This is a genomic window from Streptomyces sp. NPDC002888 (assembly GCF_042888465.1).
Classification (GTDB): domain Bacteria; phylum Actinomycetota; class Actinomycetes; order Streptomycetales; family Streptomycetaceae; genus Streptomyces.
In genome coordinates this window covers 104978-122157 of record NZ_JBIAPU010000029.1, presented here as the reverse complement: position 1 = coordinate 122157, position 17180 = coordinate 104978, and the positions used below count along the sequence as shown (strand labels likewise).

At 68.9% G+C, this 17180-nt stretch carries 13 protein-coding genes; 9 read left to right on the top strand and 4 right to left on the bottom strand.

The features are described 5' to 3' along the window. Positions 1-382: 382 nt before the first annotated feature. From ACFYWX_RS36545 to ACFYWX_RS36520, 6 genes are all read left to right on the top strand, one after another. Positions 383-1738 carry a hypothetical protein gene (locus ACFYWX_RS36545; protein ID WP_389429190.1) on the top strand — a complete coding sequence of 452 codons (1356 nt, stop codon included), beginning with the start codon at positions 383-385 and terminating at the stop codon, positions 1736-1738. Positions 1739-1855: 117 nt separating this feature from the next. Continuing rightward, positions 1856-2278 carry an SHOCT domain-containing protein gene (locus ACFYWX_RS36540; RefSeq protein ID WP_389429154.1) on the top strand — a complete coding sequence of 141 codons (423 nt, stop codon included), beginning with the start codon at positions 1856-1858 and terminating at the stop codon, positions 2276-2278. Between the two features lie 14 nt (positions 2279-2292). Beyond that, complete coding sequence (locus tag ACFYWX_RS36535; RefSeq protein WP_389429153.1) at positions 2293-2781, top strand: hypothetical protein; 489 nt, start codon at positions 2293-2295, stop codon at positions 2779-2781. Between the two features lie 2 nt (positions 2782-2783). Continuing rightward, positions 2784-3617, top strand: a complete 834-nt coding sequence (locus ACFYWX_RS36530; RefSeq protein WP_389429152.1) for a class II glutamine amidotransferase — start codon at positions 2784-2786, stop codon at positions 3615-3617. Between the two features lie 70 nt (positions 3618-3687). After that, positions 3688-5676, top strand: a complete 1989-nt coding sequence (locus ACFYWX_RS36525) for a CHAT domain-containing protein (RefSeq protein WP_389429151.1) — start codon at positions 3688-3690, stop codon at positions 5674-5676. Positions 5677-5745: 69 nt separating this feature from the next. Then, a complete protein-coding gene (locus tag ACFYWX_RS36520; RefSeq protein WP_389429150.1) occupies positions 5746-7707 on the top strand; it encodes a CHAT domain-containing protein in 1962 nt (653 codons plus the stop codon). Positions 7708-7710: 3 nt separating this feature from the next. On the opposite strand, the gene ACFYWX_RS36515 is transcribed toward ACFYWX_RS36520, so the two are convergent. Continuing rightward, complete coding sequence (locus ACFYWX_RS36515) at positions 7711-8505, bottom strand: hypothetical protein (RefSeq protein WP_389429149.1); 795 nt, start codon at positions 8503-8505, stop codon at positions 7711-7713. Between the two features lie 347 nt (positions 8506-8852). On the opposite strand from ACFYWX_RS36515, the gene ACFYWX_RS36510 reads away from it, so the two are divergent. Then, positions 8853-9953, top strand: coding sequence for a HesA/MoeB/ThiF family protein (locus ACFYWX_RS36510; RefSeq protein WP_389429148.1), 1101 nt, complete (start codon positions 8853-8855; stop codon positions 9951-9953). Here ACFYWX_RS36510 and ACFYWX_RS36505 read toward each other — a convergent pair. After that, positions 9857-12100 carry a tetratricopeptide repeat protein gene (locus ACFYWX_RS36505; RefSeq protein WP_389429147.1) on the bottom strand — a complete coding sequence of 748 codons (2244 nt, stop codon included), beginning with the start codon at positions 12098-12100 and terminating at the stop codon, positions 9857-9859. The genes ACFYWX_RS36510 and ACFYWX_RS36505 overlap by 97 nt on opposite strands. Positions 12101-12173: 73 nt before the next feature. Next, positions 12174-12569: a RidA family protein gene (locus ACFYWX_RS36500; RefSeq protein WP_389429189.1), complete on the bottom strand. Its 396-nt coding sequence runs from the start codon at positions 12567-12569 to the stop codon at positions 12174-12176. Positions 12570-12705: 136 nt separating this feature from the next. Between ACFYWX_RS36500 and ACFYWX_RS36495 the strand changes: the two genes are divergently transcribed. Beyond that, the gene (locus tag ACFYWX_RS36495; RefSeq protein WP_389429146.1) at positions 12706-13680 is read left to right on the top strand and encodes a helix-turn-helix transcriptional regulator; all 975 of its coding nucleotides are present in this window, start codon (positions 12706-12708) and stop codon (positions 13678-13680) included. Between the two features lie 1401 nt (positions 13681-15081). After that, positions 15082-15978 carry an aminoglycoside phosphotransferase family protein gene (locus ACFYWX_RS36490; RefSeq protein WP_389429145.1) on the top strand — a complete coding sequence of 299 codons (897 nt, stop codon included), beginning with the start codon at positions 15082-15084 and terminating at the stop codon, positions 15976-15978. A gap of 166 nt (positions 15979-16144) precedes the next feature. Here the strand turns inward: ACFYWX_RS36490 and ACFYWX_RS36485 are convergent, their stop codons facing one another. Then, positions 16145-17137, bottom strand: coding sequence for a TniQ family protein (locus tag ACFYWX_RS36485; protein ID WP_389429144.1), 993 nt, complete (start codon positions 17135-17137; stop codon positions 16145-16147). Between the last annotated feature and the right edge of the window lie 43 nt (positions 17138-17180).

Here is a 17180-nt window from a genome sequence, read left to right as displayed (position 1 = left end):
CACGACCGACGCACGCGGTCCCGGTCGCTCCGGACGCTTCACCTGCCCTTGCCGGGCGGGCTCGGTCCGGGCAGCCGATGGATCGTTCATCTCGTGTCTCTTCGTCCGTTGCGCCGCGCGCCGCCGCGCGGCTCCGGGCACCAGTTCACCGCCCCCCGCGACGCACAGGGATCACCCGCCTCGGGTGACCCGGTGGCGGACGGCCCGCGGGACGCTGGCGTTGGCGAGCCGCACCGGGCAGGTCACGCACCGCTCGGGCGCCGCGCGCCACGCCGAGACCGTCCGAGACACCTCCGCTCGACGCCGTGCCCCAGCCCTTCCGACCCCCGACGGCAAGGTGCCGGCCGCCTCCGGGGACGGCACGCACGACCAAGGAGAAGCCATGGTCCCCGGCAACACCCCAGGCCCGTCCGATCCCGGCGGAACTCCGGAGAGCGGTCATGACCTGACCCCGGAGGAACGCGCCGAGTACGAGCGGCTGCGCCGCGCCGCGGGGGTACGCCACCGGCGACTGCGCAAGGCGGGGGCCGCGGTTCTGCTGGTGGTGACCCTGCTGCTCGCGCCCTTGGCCGTCGTCGCGGCCTGGGTCGACGACCAGGTCGCCGACACCGACCGGTACGTGCAGACCGTCGAGCCGCTGGCGTCCGACCCCGACGTGCAGAAGGTCGTGATCGACAAGCTCACCGCGCGCGTGGTGGCGAACGTGGACGTCGAGGCGGTGACGGACTCGCTCAAGAAGGTGCTGTCGGACGCCGGGGCACCGCCGCGCGTGGTGGACGGCGCCGACGCCCTCGCCGGTCCGCTGCGCTCCGCGGTCCAGACCGTCGTCAAGCGCAACGTCACCCGCGTGATCACCAGCGACTTCTTCCAGCAGGCCTGGGTGACCGCGAACCGGCAGGCGCACGCGGCCGTGGTGAACATGCTCACCGGCTCGCAGGAGGGCGCCATCCGCGCCACGGGCGACAGCATTCAGCTCGACCTCGGCACCGTCGTCGACGAGGTGAAGCAGCGCCTCGTCGACGCGGGCTTCGACAAGGCCTCGGCCATCCCCGCCCCCGACAAGAAGGTCACCCTGTTCCAGACGGACAAGCTGGGCGAGGCACAGGACGCGATGCGGCTGCTGGACATCATGGGCACCTGGCTGCCCGTGCTGACCCTCGCCCTCGCCGCCCTCGCCGTCTGGACCGCTCCGGGGCACCGGGTGATGCTGCTGATCACGGCGCTGGGCGTCGGCGTGATGATGGTGGTGCTGCTGGTCGGACTGGCCGTCGTGCGGCGGGTCTACCTGGACGCGGTTCCCTCCTCGACGCTGCCCCAGGACGCGGCCGCGTCGATCTTCGACACCTTCGTCCGCTTCCTGCGCGACAGCACACGCACCCTCCTCGTCGTCTCCGTGATCACTGCCCTGGCCGCCTACCTGTACGGCCCGGGGCGTGCCGCACGCGGCGTACGGGAGCTGTCCCAGCGGGGGGCCACGGCGGCCGGGGAGGCGCTGAGCGGCGCCGGCCTGCGCACCGGAGCGACCGGCCGCTGGCTGGCCGCCCACCGGTCGTGGACGACCGGCGTCGCCATCGGGGCGGGCGCCCTCGCACTCGTGCTCTGGAACCGCCCCACGGTCGGTGCGGTGGTGCTCGTCGTGGGCCTGGTCCTGGTCGCGCTGGCCGTCATGGCGGTGCTCGCGGCCGCGAATCCCACCGAAGGGGAGGGCGCCCACGCACCGGGACGAGCGGGGCCCTGACTCACCCGCCTCGGGTGAGGACGGTCGCCGCTTGCCGTGCGCACGCTGAGAGTGGCACGGAACGGCTGCCGGGCCACCGGCCCGGAACGGGCCACCGGCCCGGAACGGAGGAGAGAGATGAGTGGGATGTACCTCGCCTACGACTATCCGCTGCTGAGCGTCTTCTGGTCCATGCTGTTGTTCTTCCTGTGGATCATGTGGTTCGTCCTGCTCTTCCGGGTCGTCGTCGACATCTTCCGAGACGACGACCTGAGCGGCTGGGGCAAGGCCGGCTGGCTGGTGTTCGCCATCGTCCTGCCCTTCCTGGGCGTCTTCGTCTACGTGATCGCCCGCGGCAAGAACATGGGCCGCCGAGAAGTCGCGCAGGCGCGTTCCCAGCAGGAGGCCTTCGACTCCTACATCCGCGAGACGGCCCAGGGCGGCGGCGGACCGTCCAGCAGCGTCGACGAGCTCGCCAGGCTCTCCGAGATCCGTGCCCGCGGTGACATCTCGGACGAGGAGTTCCGCCGCGCGAAGGAACAGGTCCTCACCCGACACTGAAACGAGGCAGCAGGATGACCGCGACACACACCGGGCACCCGCACACCGCGCAGCGGGAGTGGGCGCAGGGCCTGACCGTCTTCGCGGCAGTCATGCTCATGATCGCAGGCTTGCTCGCCGTCTGCCGGGGCGTCATGGCCATCGCCGAGGACGACGTCTTCGTCACGACGAGCAACTACGCCTTCGAGTTCGACCTCACCGGCTGGGGCTGGGTCCACCTGATCCTCGGCGCGCTCGCCGTGATCGTCAGCTTCGGGCTCTTCCAGGCGGTGTTGTGGGCCCGCGTGGCCGGAGTGGCCATCGCCGGGCTCGTCATCATCTCCAACTTCCTGTCCCTGCCGTACTACCCGGTCTGGTCGGTCGTCATGATCGCCCTCTCGGGATTCATCATCTGGGCGCTGTGCGTGGCCCGGCAGGACGAGTCCTCCGACCCGTTCGACGCCCGCCGCCGGGCAGACCGTGAACACCGCCCGCACGCAACAAGTGAACCGGAAAGGCGGTAGCCATGTGCCGGTGGCTGGCGTACTCGGGAACCCCCGTCCTGCTCGACACCATCCTGTACAAACCGGAGCACTCGCTGATCGACCAGAGCCTGCACTCCCGACTCGGCGTCGAGACGACCAACGGTGACGGATTCGGCATCGGCTGGTACGCGTCCGAGCTCGACACCCCCGCCGTCTACCGGGACATCGGGCCGGCCTGGAACAACCGCAACCTGCGGGAGATCGCCGACCACGTCCGCTCCCCGCACTTCTTCGCGCACATCCGGGCCTCGACCGGTACCGCCGTGCAGCAGACCAACTGCCACCCGTTCCGCCACGGCCGCTGGATGTGGATGCACAACGGGTCGATCGCCGACTTCCACCTGATCCGGCGCGACCTCGCCGTGGCCGTCGACGCCGAACTCTTCCCCGGTATCGAGGGTTCGACGGACTCCGAGACGATGTTCTACCTGGCGCTCACCTTCGGCCTGGAAGAGGATCCGCCGGGCGCCGTCGCACGGATGGCCGGCTTCGTGGAGGCGACCGGTCGCCGGCACGGAGTGGAGTTCCCGCTGCAGATGACGATCGCCGTGACCGACGGGGAACGGATGTGGGCGTTCCGCTACTCCACCCAGGGAGCCTCGCGCTCCCTGTACTACAGCACCGAGGTGGAGACCCTGCGCGCACTCCACCCAGACCTGACCTTCCTGCGCGAGGTGTCGGACGAAACCCGCCTCATCGTCTCCGAACCCCTGGGCGACCTCCCTGGCGCCTGGAACGAGGTACCCGAGAGCAGCTACGGCATCGTCCAGCCCGGCGTGGACGAACTGCTGCCCTTCACTCCGCAGCCGGTGTAGCCCGGCGCACCGGCACGCCGGTCCGGCGTTCCCTGCCCTGGCGGAAAGGCCGTTGTGGCACGATGCGCGCGTGACCGCGGACGACGTGCCCATGGCTGCACTGGCTGAACTGCTGTGCCGTCAGTGTCTGGATCGCGGACGTCGGGGGGACGGCGAGACCGCCCGGCGTCTGTTGCTCTCCGTCGTGGCCCAGAAAGTGGATACGGAGCTGCTGGCCGCGGCCTCCGGAGGTGTGTCGGCCGCCTTCCGGTCCACCGACGACGTGCATGCCGAGTCGGCGGGGGCCGCCCTCGACGCGGCATACCGGTTGCTCCCCACCGCACTCGGGGACACCGAGCGGCTTCTCGTCTCCGTGTCGCTGGCTCTGTTGGCGAAGCAGGGGCTGAGCAACCGGTCCGCGGCGGACTTCGTGGCGGTCGCGATGTCCGCCCAGCGGATCGACCAGGACCACCTCGGCCGTTGGGCCGCACAACGGGCGTTGTCCGCCAGGGCCGATCTGACCCCGTCCCAGGAGACCGCGGCCCGTCTGGTTCTGGCGCTGATCTCCCAGGACCGGTCCGACATCCGACGAGCGTACGCACTCGCGGAGTCGCTGCCTGCGGACGATCCACGCGCGCAATGGGCCCGATCCGTTCGCCCGTACCTGTATCCGGCAGCCCCGGAGAGCCTGTCTTCGGCAGGTGACGCCGTTCGGACCGGTGACAGACGGGCGGCCGCGCTGTCCCTGGCACGGGAATTCGCCGAAACCGCCCGTGAGACCGGTGATCCCCTGGTCACGGCCATGCACAGGGCCATGGTCGCCCTGTCCCAGCCGGTGGTCGACGTGCGGGGCGCCCGTAAGGCGCTGGTCGACGTGGTCGGCCTGTTACGGGGACGTCAGCGCTACGGCCAGGTGCCACCCACCGTGAAAGCCGGCATCGACATGGTGACGGACCTGCTGCACATCGGCGCGACGCCCGAATCGGTGGATGTGCTGGCCGAGTTGTTGGAGGCCCTCGCCGACGCGGGCCTGTCGGAGATCTCTTTCCCGGACGCGACCGACGACCTGCCCGCCACGACGCAGGCCAGGCTCGCGGAAGCGGCGACAAGGCGCCCGGCCTGGCCCGATCTGCGGGCCTGCGTCGACGGGCTCCGGGGCCGTCCCGCCCTCATCCTCCGCAGGCAGCGGATGCTGTCGACGCGGCACGGTTCCGTCCTGAGCATGTATGTGGAGCCGCCCGACTCGGTCGCGATCAAGTCGACCCTGCTGAAGCCCGAGGACGCCGCAGTGCTCGGCGCGTTCGGCAGGGGGCACCCCGGGAACGTGTCGTCCACGGCGGTCGACGACGTCGAACGGTTGGTCCGATCACTGCTTCCGGCTTCCTTGCTCGACCGCCTGGCTTCACAGCGGCTTCCCTCATTGGTCATCGTGCCGGACGGCGAGCTGTGGTCGGTTCCCTGGCAGGCTTCGGCACTGCTGCGGTCGACCACGGTGAGCATGGCGCCGTCGATGTCGGTCCACGCCCGGCTACCGCCTTTCGACGGCACCGTGCACAGCGTCACGGCGTTCGTGGACGAGGAACTGCCGTACGCCGACGTCGTGGTCACGGCGTTGGAGAAGGCGCGTGCGGTGCACGGCCTCACGGTCCACGGTCTCAAGGTCAGTGATCACACCGGCTCGGAAGCGGGCGAGCACAGCGACCTGCTGCTCGTCTACGCGCACGGGTCCGGTTCCGGACTGACCTTCAGCACGGGTTCCGCCACCCGGCCGCTGTCCGTCCTGCGTCTCGCCACGACTGCCCGGGCCAGAGCCGCGCTGGTGGCGGCGTGCAGATCACTTGCGGCGCCGCCGGTCTCCTTTCCGATCAACCTGCCCGCCGCGATGCTGCTGCAGGGCATGTCGACGGTCGTCGGAGGATTGTGGCCGCTGCCCCATGAGTCGACGGCGCGGATCATCGCGGAGGTGATCTCGGGCGTCGCGGCCGGTGGGCGGCTGATGCCGGTACTGGCCGAGGCACGCGAGCACGTGCCGGACGGCTACGTGGACCGGTGGGGCCTCGCCGTGCACGGGATCGTGTGAGTCATGGTCCCTCCACACCCGCCTGGTGACCGCTCATCGGATACCGAGGACCTCGAGCACGACCTCGTGATGGCGATCACGAGCGTCCTCAGCCGGCTGTGCTTGGGTCGACCCCGCGCCGGGGACCGGGATCTCGCCGTCGCGCTGCTGACCGAGTTGCATCAGCCGCACATCGACAGGATGACCAGGGCCGCGGCGGCCGGCGGCGTCACCGTGGCGTTCACACCCGCCCGACTGACCGAGCGCCAACTCGTCCTGGCCGTACGGATCAGCGCGCGCGACCTGTGTGCGACAGACCAACCGGAGCACAGGGTGCTGCTGGGAGCTCTGGTCCTGGCCCTGATGGCACGAACGGGCCATTCGGACAACGGCGGGGCGGACTTCCTCGCCGCGGCGACAGCCATGCGTCGCGTCGAGCAGTACGACCTGGCCGCCTGGTCGGCCCGTTGCGCGATCGCGGCCGGTGGGCTCACCACGGAAGAGACCGCCAACGCCTGGATGCTGGTGGCACTGACGACCGGGGACTCCGACGCCGAAGCTCGGGCTCGCGGGTCCGCGGCGCTGCTGCCCGTCGACAACCCGGTTCGAGGATGGGTCGAGTCGAACGCACCGACCCGGACGGCTCCCCCCGATGCGCCCACGGTCCCGCGTACGCCTCTGAGAGACCGCGGGGCCGCCGCCCGACGTGTGCTGGTGGACCTCGAGGAGGTCGCCGAGCAGGGCCACGAGGACGACCTGCTCACGGGTCTGCGCCTTGCCATGGAGGCGTACGCGGCGCCTGAACTCGACCTGCCGGCCGCGAGGAAGGGCCTGGCCACCGCACTGCGTCACTGGCGTTCCCGGCGCGGGCTGGGGCAGGTGCCGTTCGCCGCGACGGCGGGGCTGCACGCGGCCATCGACCTCCTCCTCATCGACGCGTCCTCGGACGAGGTCATCCTGTTGTGCGAACTCTTCGAGGCGCTCGTGGACGCGGGCCTCACGCCGGGTGAGATCCCGTGGGCAACGGACAGCACGACACCGTCCGTTCTGCAGGCGGCGCTCTCGCGTCGTGCCGCACGGCAGCCGGCCTGGCCGGATCTCGAAGGGCTCCTGGCCTCTCTCGACGGGAGCGACCTTCTCCTCCTTCACCCGCGCCATGACCTCCACGGCGTCATCGTGGACATCACGTCCGTGTACCTGCGGACACCCGCCGGGTTCTCCCTGCGCCGAGCGCGACTGGACGCACAGGACCGGTCCACACTCGGGGCGTTCAGCGGGGGCGCGCTCGCGGATCTCTCGAAGGTCACCCGTGAACAGATCGACCGGCTCGTCACGGGCGTTGTTGCGAAGCACGTCGCGGACTCCGTCGCACGGTCCGACGCCCGGTCCGTCGCCCGGGAGTTGATCATCGTCCCGATGGGTCGACTCGCCGCGGTGCCCTGGACGACCGCAAGGGTGCGCGGGCACTCATGGGCCGCCGCACCCGTCGTGCTCGCTCCGTCGATGTCCGTCGCGGGCGCGCTGCCCCGACCGAGGACGGGGTGGACGACCGTGCACACCATCGTGGACACGCGGCTCCCGGGCGGCGAAGAACTGCTGGCCGGGTTGTGCGGTCCGGTCGTAAGACACCGCGGACTCGGCAGCCTCCCCGCTGATCCGGGCCCCGGCGATCTCCTGCTGATCCTCTCCCACGGTGGTGGGGAGGGGCTCGAGTACCGGCTGCATCTGCCTGACGGCCCGGTGGGGATGAGCGACCTCGCGCGCGCACCCCTGCCCCGCCGGGTGGTGATCGGCGCATGCCGGTCCGGCGGGCCCGCGCCGACGGCGTTCCCCCTGGCCGTCCCGACCGTGCTGATGCTGGCCGGTGTCAGCACCGTGGTCGCCGGGCTGTGGCCGCTGCCCAGCGAGCCCACCGCCCGCATTCTGTCGCAGGCGCTGCGTCACCCCGGCGCAAGCTTGTCCTCGGCGGTACGGGAGGCGATCGACCGGAACGGCCACGAGCCGGTCGTCAACCACCTCGGGCTCGCGGTGTTCGGCCGGGACGACAGCTGAGCCTCACTCGAAGCAGGAGTCGAAGGTGAAACGCTTCGAGGTCGAGGTGCGGTCACGGTTGAAGTGCACGATCAGTTCCGCGGTGAACATATGGCCGATCTCCTGTTCCGCGAACCCCAACGTGAGGAGAAAACGGTCCACTTCGTCCGGGCCGAGGCCATGGGCCACGCCGCCCTCGTTGTGGTCGCCGTCGATCAACAGGTCGTACTGAGCGCTGGGCGCGTACGCCGTCAGGAACCGCTGCCGCTCGACGATCCGCACCACGGTACGCGTGATGTTGGCCGCCCGGACACCGGAGTTGCGCACCCTGACATCGAGTACGACGCTGTCGTGTCGCTGATCGACCAGAACATCGTCGATGACCACCTCGGCACCGTCCGGAGGGGCGGGTGGTGCGTCGACCGTGGTTCCCGGGCGCTCGCTGTCCGTCCGAGCCTCCGCCAGAGAGACGTCCGACTCGGCGCGGCGTACCTGGGCTCGAGCCTCGTCGAGAGCTCGACGAAGTCGAGCGAGCTGGAACTCGTTCGCGGTGAAATCATCGATCGCCTGATAGGCGATGGCGCCCTGAGGTTTCCAACTTCCGTCGTCTTTCTGCGGGTTCAGCTTGCTCAATGCCGATGGCGTCATCGACATCTGCTGGGCGAGTTTCCTGAGCGGCAGCCCCGCCCTCTCACAAGCCTCGTCAATCGCGCGTCTGGCCCGGATACTCGCTTCCCTGAGTTCCGCGAAAGCCTGTACCTCGCGTTTCACAGCCGCCTCGTGAGCCGTGCGTGCGGCACGCAGATCCACTTCGGTCACGTCACCTTCCCCGCCCAGAGCCACAACTTTCCAGAAAGGAACCGAAACACCCGGAAAAACGGAAGCGCCGAGAAACACTGGGAAGGTCTCCACGGTTGCCGCCCGCGCTGTGGACGCGTGGGCCCAAAGTGGCTTTGGAGAAGACCACGTGCTCCCCGCCCCGCACCTCGTGAGCTCCCGCTCGCGTCAGAACCCCGCGGACGTCGCCGCGCTCCGGCCTCGGTCAGCGTACCCCTCGCGTCAGGATCCCCCCGCGTCTCAACCCGCTTTCGTGATCCTCGAATTCTTCGAGCCGCAAGGTGAGACGGAGTTCTGCCACGACTCGATCGAGGCATAGGGAGCGCGTGATGCACCGGCCGAGGATCAAGTTTCCGCATCGTCCCGTGCGCTACGGCAAGGAACACGTGCGGATCGGCGGAATCGTGCCCGGCATCCGGGGCGACCTTGTCGACCGTGATGGCTGGGTATGGGCGCTGCTCGAACTCCTGGACGGCTCGCGAACCGTCGACTCCGTGGCAGCGGCCATGACGAAGTCGTTTCCGCACAAGCCCGCGCACATGGTGCGCGCCGCCATCGACGACCTCGTGATCGCCGGCTATGTCGAGGATGCCGACGAACCTCCGAGTGGTCTCGACGAGGTCACCGAGGAGCGGTACAGCCGGAGCAGGGCGCTGTTCCAGTGGATGGACCGTTCTCCGCATCGCTCCGGTTGGGACGCCCAGGTGGCGCTGGGGCAGGCGAGCGTGGTGGTGATCGGCCTGGGCGGAGTCGGCTGCACGGCCGCCCTCGCCCTTGCCCTCTCCGGCGTCGGACACCTCCACTGTGTCGATCGCGACGTGGTGGAGTGGTCCAACCTCAACCGTCAGGTCCTCTACGCCGAGGCGGATGTCGGTCAGCCCAAGGCCGACGCGGCCGTGCGCCGGTTGCGCTCGTACAACTCCGCAGCCGAGATCACCGGCGCGTCCCTCGACATCGATGCGCCGGCCACCCTGCGCACGCTCGCGGCGGACTTCGACGTGGTGTTGCTCGCCGCGGACACGCCACGGGAGATCCGGTCGTGGACGAACCGGGTCTGCCGGGAGACAGGCACTCCATGGGTGCACGGCGGCTACCACGGGCCCCTGGTCAGCGTAGGGCTGTACCGACCTGGGGACGGGCCCTGTGCCGACTGCGGTCCGGCGGAGGAACGAGCCCGTCTCGCTGCTTTGCCCGAACGGACCGAGTGGCCGCCCGGAGTCGATACGACCGTCCCGCAGGCGGCCGGCGCGGTCGGCGCGGGCTGCGCGGGAAATCTCGCGGCGCACGCGGTGATCAGCCTGATCACCGGAGTCCCCGCCCTGCCCGCCAACCGTCAGTTCGGCCTCAACCTGCTGACGCTGGAGGAGGTCTCTGTCCCCGTGCCGGCCGCGCCCAGCCCATGGTGCGTGTCATGCGGACCGGGGGCGTGAGGTGCCCCGTCGTCCGTACCCGACCCCGGCGAAACGTCCGTACCCGCCCGTTCGCGGACGGCGTCGGCCCGGGGGTCGCCGAGTTCGGCGAGGATCGTCGCCGCCTCCCGGAGGCACCGCGAGGCACTGGCTCTCGCTCCCGTCCGGGCGTGGGAGAGCGCCGCGGTTTCCAGGGCATGAGCCAGATAGCGCTCGGTCGCGACCGCGGCTCTTAACAGCACGATGGCGCGCTCCGCGAACTCGACGGCGGAACGGTCGTCTCCCAGGGCCTGATATGCCACCGCCATGTCGTGCAACGCGTAGCCCTCACCCGCCACGTCGCCGCTGCCGCGGCGCAGCTCCAGTTCGCGCCGCGCGTGTTCAAGTGCCTCGTGGTAGCGGCCGAGCCCGACGGCGATCTGACTCAGGTTGCACTCGACGACGGCCTCCACATGCTCGCTGCCCCGCACCAACGGCAAGGCCCGGAGATAGTGGTCCCAGGCTTCGTGGAGCCGATTCTGCAGCTTTCGGCTGCGTCCCAGTCCACTCAATGCCATGCCCAGCAGGAGCCGGTCGCCACTCTCGGCCGCCCGGGCGGCGTGCTCCTCCAGGTCGGCGTCGGACTCCTCCCAACGCCCCAACATCTGGTACGTGTCGGCCCGCCTGCGCAGGAAGGTCATCTCGGCCCCCGAGTCGTGGTCCGCGCGGGCCGCGAGCAGGCCGAGGGACTCCGCATCCAGGCGGATCGGCCACAGGGCGCGCGGCTGAAACGCCAGGTAACGCATCGAGCCTGCTATCGCGACGACGACCTTGTGCAGGTCGCGGTCGACCGCCAGCTTCAGAGCGGCCAGGAGTGTGATGCGCTCCGTGTCGAGCCACGCCCATGCCTGGGACCGATCGGCCACGGGAAGCTCACTGCCCGGGTGGCCCACTTCGACCGTCAGGGACGGGTGTCCGGGGAAGAGCAGACGGTCAGCGGCGAGCGCGGCCCGCGCATACCAGGTGAGCCCGTCACACAGCGCCGCGGCTCGGCCGTCCGCCGGCTCGTCCGTCTCGGCGCGCCGGGCGGCGTACGCGTGCAGCAGGTCGTGCAGGCGATAACGGCGGTGGCCGACGGGTTCGACGAGATTCGCGTCGACCAGCTCCTCGACCTGTCGGTACGCGCCGGTCATGTCGAGGCCGCCGAACGAGGCCGCCGCGTGCAGACCGAACTCGGGAGTCGGGTGCAGGCCGAGTCGGCGGAACAGCCGGGTCAGCTCCTCGGGCAACTGTGTGTAGGACCAGTCGAAGACGGTGGACACGGCACTGCGATCATCACTCGCGCTGCTCAGAGCCAGCAGCTGAGCACGGTCCCGTCCCATCTCGTCGACCAGTTCGGCGATGCTCCTTCGGCGGCGAGCGGCCAGGCGACTCGCGGCGACCCGAAGCGCCAGAGGCAGGCGCGCACACCGATCGATGAGGTGCGCCACAGCCTCCGGTTCCCCTCCGACTCGATCCTCGCCGACCACATCACGTATCAACTGTTCCGCTTCGTGGGGGGTGAACAGATCCAGTGGCACCGAGCGAGCGGCGTCGGTGACGGCGAGTCCGGTCAAGCTCCGCCGACTGGTCACGAGCACGAAACACCCCTCGGAGCCGGGCAGTAACGGCCGGACCTGCTCCGCGCTTCCGGCGTTGTCCAGCACCATCAACACCCGCCGCCCGGCGAGCACCGACCGCAACATGCCCGCCTGGGCGTCGAGTCCGATGGGGATGCGCTCCTCAAGGACTCCGAACGCCTGGAGGAACGACGTGAGCGCCAGCGACGGGGCCAACGGTTGTTCGCGGTCGAAGCCGCGCAGGTTCACGAACAACGTTCCGCCGGGGAAGCGGCGTTGCACACGGTGCGCCCACCACAGTGCGAGCGTCGTCTTCCCCGCACCAGCCGTGCCTTCCACCACACAGGTGGTCGCCGCGTTCTCCGGTGCGGTGGCGAGCAGCGAGTCCAGCGTCACCACGTAGTCCGCACGCCCGACGAAATCCCGGGGCGCTCCTGGCAGTTGCCTCGGCACGGGGAGGGCCTCACCGGTCTGCTCCCGCAGGACCACCTGGTGGATGGTCCTTGCCTGTACCACGTTCCCCGTGATCGCCGACGAGATCTCGTTGTGGGTACTCGGTTCGTCCGCCACAGGGGCGAGTATCCCCGTCGGATCGCCGCCTCGGGACCCCATGAAGTCGAGTAGCCGAGGCGGCGAGGTCACATCACGCGACGGCGGTCCCCTCCAGCTCGACCATCTGGCCGGGGATCGCCAGTCGCGTCACCCCGAGCATCGTGGTGGTCGGCGCCACCCCGGCGGCGCCCAACCGCGCCGCCAGCACGCCGTAGTGCTGGAAAAGCAGATCGACGTCGGTCGTGTAGACGTTGAGCCGGACGAGGTTCGCGACAGTCATGCCGGCCTCGCCGAGCACGGCCTCCAGGTTGTCGATGCTCAGCGTCAACTGCGCCGCCATGTCACCGCCATGCTGGGGCGTGCCGTCGTCGCTCATCGCGGTCTGCCCGGAGATGTACAGGGTCCGTGTGTGCCCGGAGACGACCTCACCCTGGTTGAATCCCATCTCCACCGACCACGTCACCGGGTTGACCGCCGTTCGTTCCACTGCCACATCAAGCTCCATTCATTCATCGCGAGTACGTACGTCCATCGGCTCGGTAACCGCCGGCTTTGACGTCGCGTCGACGAGCCTCCCAACAAATCACGACACCCTCAGTCATGTATTCCGTTAACGTTCTCGCATGCGCGCCGACCGGTTGGTCTCACTGGTGCTACTGCTGCGCCAGCGCGGTCGGCTGACAGCGGACACGCTGGCCCGCGAGCTGGAGGTATCCACCCGCACCGTGCTGCGCGACATCGAGGCGCTGTCCGCGGCCGGTGTCCCGGTCTACGCCGAACGCGGCCGGCACGGCGGGTTCGCGCTGTTGCCCGGTTTCCGGACCGAGCTCACCGGACTGAACCACGACGAGGCCCTTGCCCTGCTGACCGCCGGATCGGGGCGCGGCGAGCAGGTATTCGGCCTCGGCTCGGCGCTCGCATCGGCCATGCGGAAGGTGGTCGACGCGCTGCCCGAAAGCCACCGGGCCACCGCGAGCGACGCGGCCCAGCGATTTCTCGTCGACCCGGAGACCGACCTGCTCTCACGCCGCCTGGTCACTGATGAGGTACCCGGCACCACCATGATCGAGGTCCGGCGCGCGGTGCTCGCCGGACACAAGCTGCGCATCCACTACGCGGCCCCGGGCCAGACACCACAGTGGCGCACGGTGGACCCGATCGGCCTGGTCACCGTACGCGACCGGAGCTATCTGCTGGCCACGAGATCCGGCGCGGACCGCACCTACCGGCTGTCGCGGGTGTCGGCCGCCGAGGAACTCCCCGAAACGGCACAGCGGCCGAACCGGGTCGATCTGGACCGGATCTGGCGGGAACGCTCCGCGCAGTTTCTCTCCGGCGGCGACCACATCACCGTGCGGGTACGGGTGAACCCGGCGCGGCGGGAGGACCTGCTGGACACCGCGCTGGCCGTCCGCGCAGAAGAACCCGACGCAGACGGCTGGCTGCGGCTGGAAGTGACCTTCCAAGATTCACGACACGCCGAATGGGCGCTGTGGCAGCTCAACACGGACGCGGAAGCCCTGACCCCGCAGTCGTTGCGCACCGCCCTGCGCAATCGCGCCGCCGCGATTGCCACCCGCTACGGAGACTCATCCTGAGCGGCTGGTGCCGGGCGAGTTGTGGAAGCTGTTCCAGCCGGTCCCACCTGCGGCGAGCGCTTACGTAACTCCCCAGAGGTCGGCTCATGCATGGGGACCAGCCGGGGGCTGTCCGGGCCAGGTCTGCTGGGCGGTCGAGGTAAAGGTGTCGCGTGTTGTTACGCGTGTCGCGATACTGCGTCGGTGACCGGTTCCGCGCTGCCTCAACTGCTTCGACCTCGTGCCCTGAGGCCCGGAGATCTCGTCGTTATCGCATCGCTGTCCGGGCCGCTCCCCGCCAAGCGTCGTATGTGTGGAACTATCTGCAGGTACTGCGGCACGCCGGCATCCTCGATCGAATCGCCGGCATGGTCGTGGGCATCCCGACCGCGATCGACGGACTCGACTCGCCCGACGCGTCCCCGACCCTGCAAGAGATCGTCCTCGACGTCCTCGGCGACCGTGCGTCGAGTTCGGACATGCCGGCCCGAATCTGCCGATGCCGGTCGGTATCCGTGTCGGTCTGGATGCGCGGCAGCGGACATTGTCGCTGCTCGAACCGGCGGTACGGCCGCACGCGATGACGGGACCGGTCGGCTGAGCAACGCGGATCAGTGAGCCGACGGCCTCAGCAGTAGCGCAAGTAAGGGGCGATCAGGTTCTGTCGTGTCTCGGCGTCGTTGGGCCCTCAGTGTGTCGGGGAGTCTGGCGATGTCGACTTGCTTGTCGATGCGGGTGATGCCGTCGCCGATCCAGAGGCGGTGACGGAGGCAGATGTTGCGATCATGGGTGGTCCAGCAGGTCACGGGCGATGCGATGCCTGCGGCATGGGTTCAGCGGCAGGCGGGACGCTGGACAGCGGGGTGCTTCGGGGGCGGCCGATGGTGCCGGCACTGCCTGGGGCGTCTGGATCGAGGAATTCGGGGCCGGTCTCGTTGTGAAACGGGAATCGGCGCGGGGAAGCGGTTGCCGCCGGGGCATCAGGCGCCGAGTTCTCGCGAAGGACCGAAAGCGGGACGCGCTCAGAGGCGCTCGCGATCGGCCGCATCGCGGCAACGGTATGACCACCACAGACAGAAGCCCGAACGACTCGGTCCGCTGAGCGACGACTCGATTGAGTGAGGCGGGACAAGTGCTGTCCTGTCTCAACGAAGTGAGTCGTCCGCGTGACGCTGACCTGCGTGGACTGAGTTGGATGAGACGGGTCGACTCGGTTCGTTGAGACGAAAGGCCGGTGTCCCGTCTCAAGTGATCTGGTCCGAAGCCGCCACTGTCACCTGGGGCGACCAGAACGGTTGAGACACCTGGGTGGGCGAAAATTTCAGTTGATCTGGACCCTGGCGTATGAATACTGGCTGTCGTCTCAGTTGATCTGGTCTGCTTCCGGCGTTTCGAATTGGACTAGTGGAAGGGCCTGCGAGAATGACTATGCACGATGACCAGGTGGACCTGACCACCGACATCGTTGCGACCTTGATCCAAGAACAGTTCCCTCAGTGGAGCGGCAAGCCGATCCGACCCCTGTCGTCGACCGGGACGGTCCACGCCATCTTCCGCATCGGGAACGACCTCTCCGCGCGTTTCCCACTGCGTCTGGTCGATGCCGCCGAGGCGCTGGCTGTTCTGGAGCAGGAAGCCCAGGCGAGCGCGGAGCTGGCACAGGTGTCCCGGTTCCCCGCCCCGGAACCCGTCGCCTTGGGAAAGCCCGGAGCGGGTTACCCCATGCCGTGGTCGGTCCAGACATGGCTGCCGGGAACGGTCGCCTTTGATGCCGACCCGAGTGGGTCGGACGCTTTTGCCGAGGACCTTGCAGCCTTCATCGCCGCCCTGCGGGACGCCGAGACGCGGGGGCGGCTTTTCAGCGGCGAAAATCGTGGCGGCGTTCTCACCGACCACGACGATTGGATGGCGAAGTGCTTCGAGGAGAGTGAGGGGCTGCTCGACGTGCCCCGGCTGCGCCAGGTGTGGAGCCACTTTCGGGTGTTGCCGCGCACGGGTGCCGACGTGATGAGCCATGGTGACTTGATTCCCGGCAATGTACTGGTCGCGGGAGACCGGCTCAGCGGCGTACTCGACACCGGCGGCTTCGGCCCGGCCGACCCCGCGCTGGATCTGGTCAGTGCCTGGCACCTGTTGCAGCCAGGCCCGCGGGAAGTGCTCCGACGGACACTGGCCTGTGACGATCTGGAGTGGGAGCGCGGCAAGGCATGGGCGTTCGAACAGGCGATGGGTGTTATCTGGTACTACGCCGAGAGCAATCCGACGATGAGCAGCATGGGGCGCCGGACACTCGACCGCATTCTGGAGTCGATGGAGTGATGTCGCCCCGGTCGTAGGCCGTGACAGAGACGATCGCTTGCCGCCCTCACCGACAGCAGCACCAACGGGAACAGATCATCTGAGACGACGAGCGAATCGGGCCAGATCATTTGAGACGGGGATCAGATCGGCTGAGACGGAACAGCCGGCGCTGGCCCGGTGGGGCTCAGTAGAGCAGGTAGGGGGCAACAAGGCTCCGTCGTGTCTCGGGATCGGTGTCCCGGGGAGCGCGTGGTCGAGGGATGGTCTCGCGCGGGAAGAACGCGTCATCGATTCGTTTGCTGCGGTGGAAAGCAATGAACTTGTGGAGGGAGAAGTACTGCTCAACCCACTGGATCAGGGGGTCTGAGCGCTCTTTGGGGACGTAGCCGAGGAGGATGTTCCGGGCTGTGATCTGCTCGACAAGCCAGATGACGTGGCCGGTGGAGACGGCGTGACGTTCCCACTGCTGGCCCGCCAGAAGTCCGGTGAGTGCCACGACTTGGGGGTGAAAGACCATGGAGAAGGTCAGCTCGCTGGAAGGTGGTTGCCCTGCGCCATCGGGGAGGATGCGGCGGGCTGTGTCGAGCAACTCGAATGGATCGGCGGTCTCCTGCATCCAGCTGAAGTAGATCTTGCGTGCATTGTGGTAGGCGTTGCGGACCCGGCGACGGCCATGACGGGTAATCAAGTTCCGATGGCGCCGTTGGGCCTTCAACGTGTCGGGGAGCCTGGAGATGTCGACTTGCTCGTCGATGCGGGTGACGCCGTCGCCGATCCAGAGGCGATGACGAACACAGACGTTGCGGTCGTGGGTGGTCCAGCAGGTCACGGGTGAAGTGATGCCCGCGGCGCTGGTGCAGCGGCGGCAGGCGGGACGCTGGATGGCAGTATGCAAGGTGCTTCGCGGGCGGCCGATGGTGCCGGAACTGTCCGTGGCGTCTGGATCGAGGAATTCGGGGAGAGCCAGTTTCAAGGTCCTGCTGGGGACGCCGACCGCACTGGCGAGGGCCTCCAGGAGCGTGCTGACGGGCGTCTTCTTGGTGCGGCGGATTTCCAGGAGAGGCAGCAGCTGGTCGGCGGGAAGATGGTTTGCGCTGGCGAGTCGGCTGAGGAAGGAAGCCACGGTCTCGTCGTGGAACGGTGAGACGGCCCGGGGAAGCGGCTGCTGCCGAGGCATCAGGCCCCGTGTTCTTGTGAAGGACCGGAAGCCGGACACGTTC

Bases quoted from the DNA above. Each gene is read 5' to 3' on its own strand.
- ACFYWX_RS36545 (WP_389429190.1), top strand. From the start codon at position 383: ATGGTCCCCGGCAACACCCCAGGCCCGTCCGATCCCGGCGGAACTCCG.
- ACFYWX_RS36540 (WP_389429154.1), top strand. From the start codon at position 1,856: ATGAGTGGGATGTACCTCGCCTACGACTATCCGCTGCTGAGCGTCTTC.
- ACFYWX_RS36535 (WP_389429153.1), top strand. From the start codon at position 2,293: ATGACCGCGACACACACCGGGCACCCGCACACCGCGCAGCGGGAGTGG.
- ACFYWX_RS36530 (WP_389429152.1), top strand. From the start codon at position 2,784: ATGTGCCGGTGGCTGGCGTACTCGGGAACCCCCGTCCTGCTCGACACC.
- ACFYWX_RS36520 (WP_389429150.1), top strand. From the start codon at position 5,746: ATGGCGATCACGAGCGTCCTCAGCCGGCTGTGCTTGGGTCGACCCCGC.
- ACFYWX_RS36510 (WP_389429148.1), top strand. From the start codon at position 8,853: ATGCACCGGCCGAGGATCAAGTTTCCGCATCGTCCCGTGCGCTACGGC.
- ACFYWX_RS36495 (WP_389429146.1), top strand. From the start codon at position 12,706: ATGCGCGCCGACCGGTTGGTCTCACTGGTGCTACTGCTGCGCCAGCGC.
- ACFYWX_RS36490 (WP_389429145.1), top strand. From the start codon at position 15,082: ATGACTATGCACGATGACCAGGTGGACCTGACCACCGACATCGTTGCG.
- ACFYWX_RS36485 (WP_389429144.1), bottom strand. From the start codon at position 17,137: ATGCCTCGGCAGCAGCCGCTTCCCCGGGCCGTCTCACCGTTCCACGAC.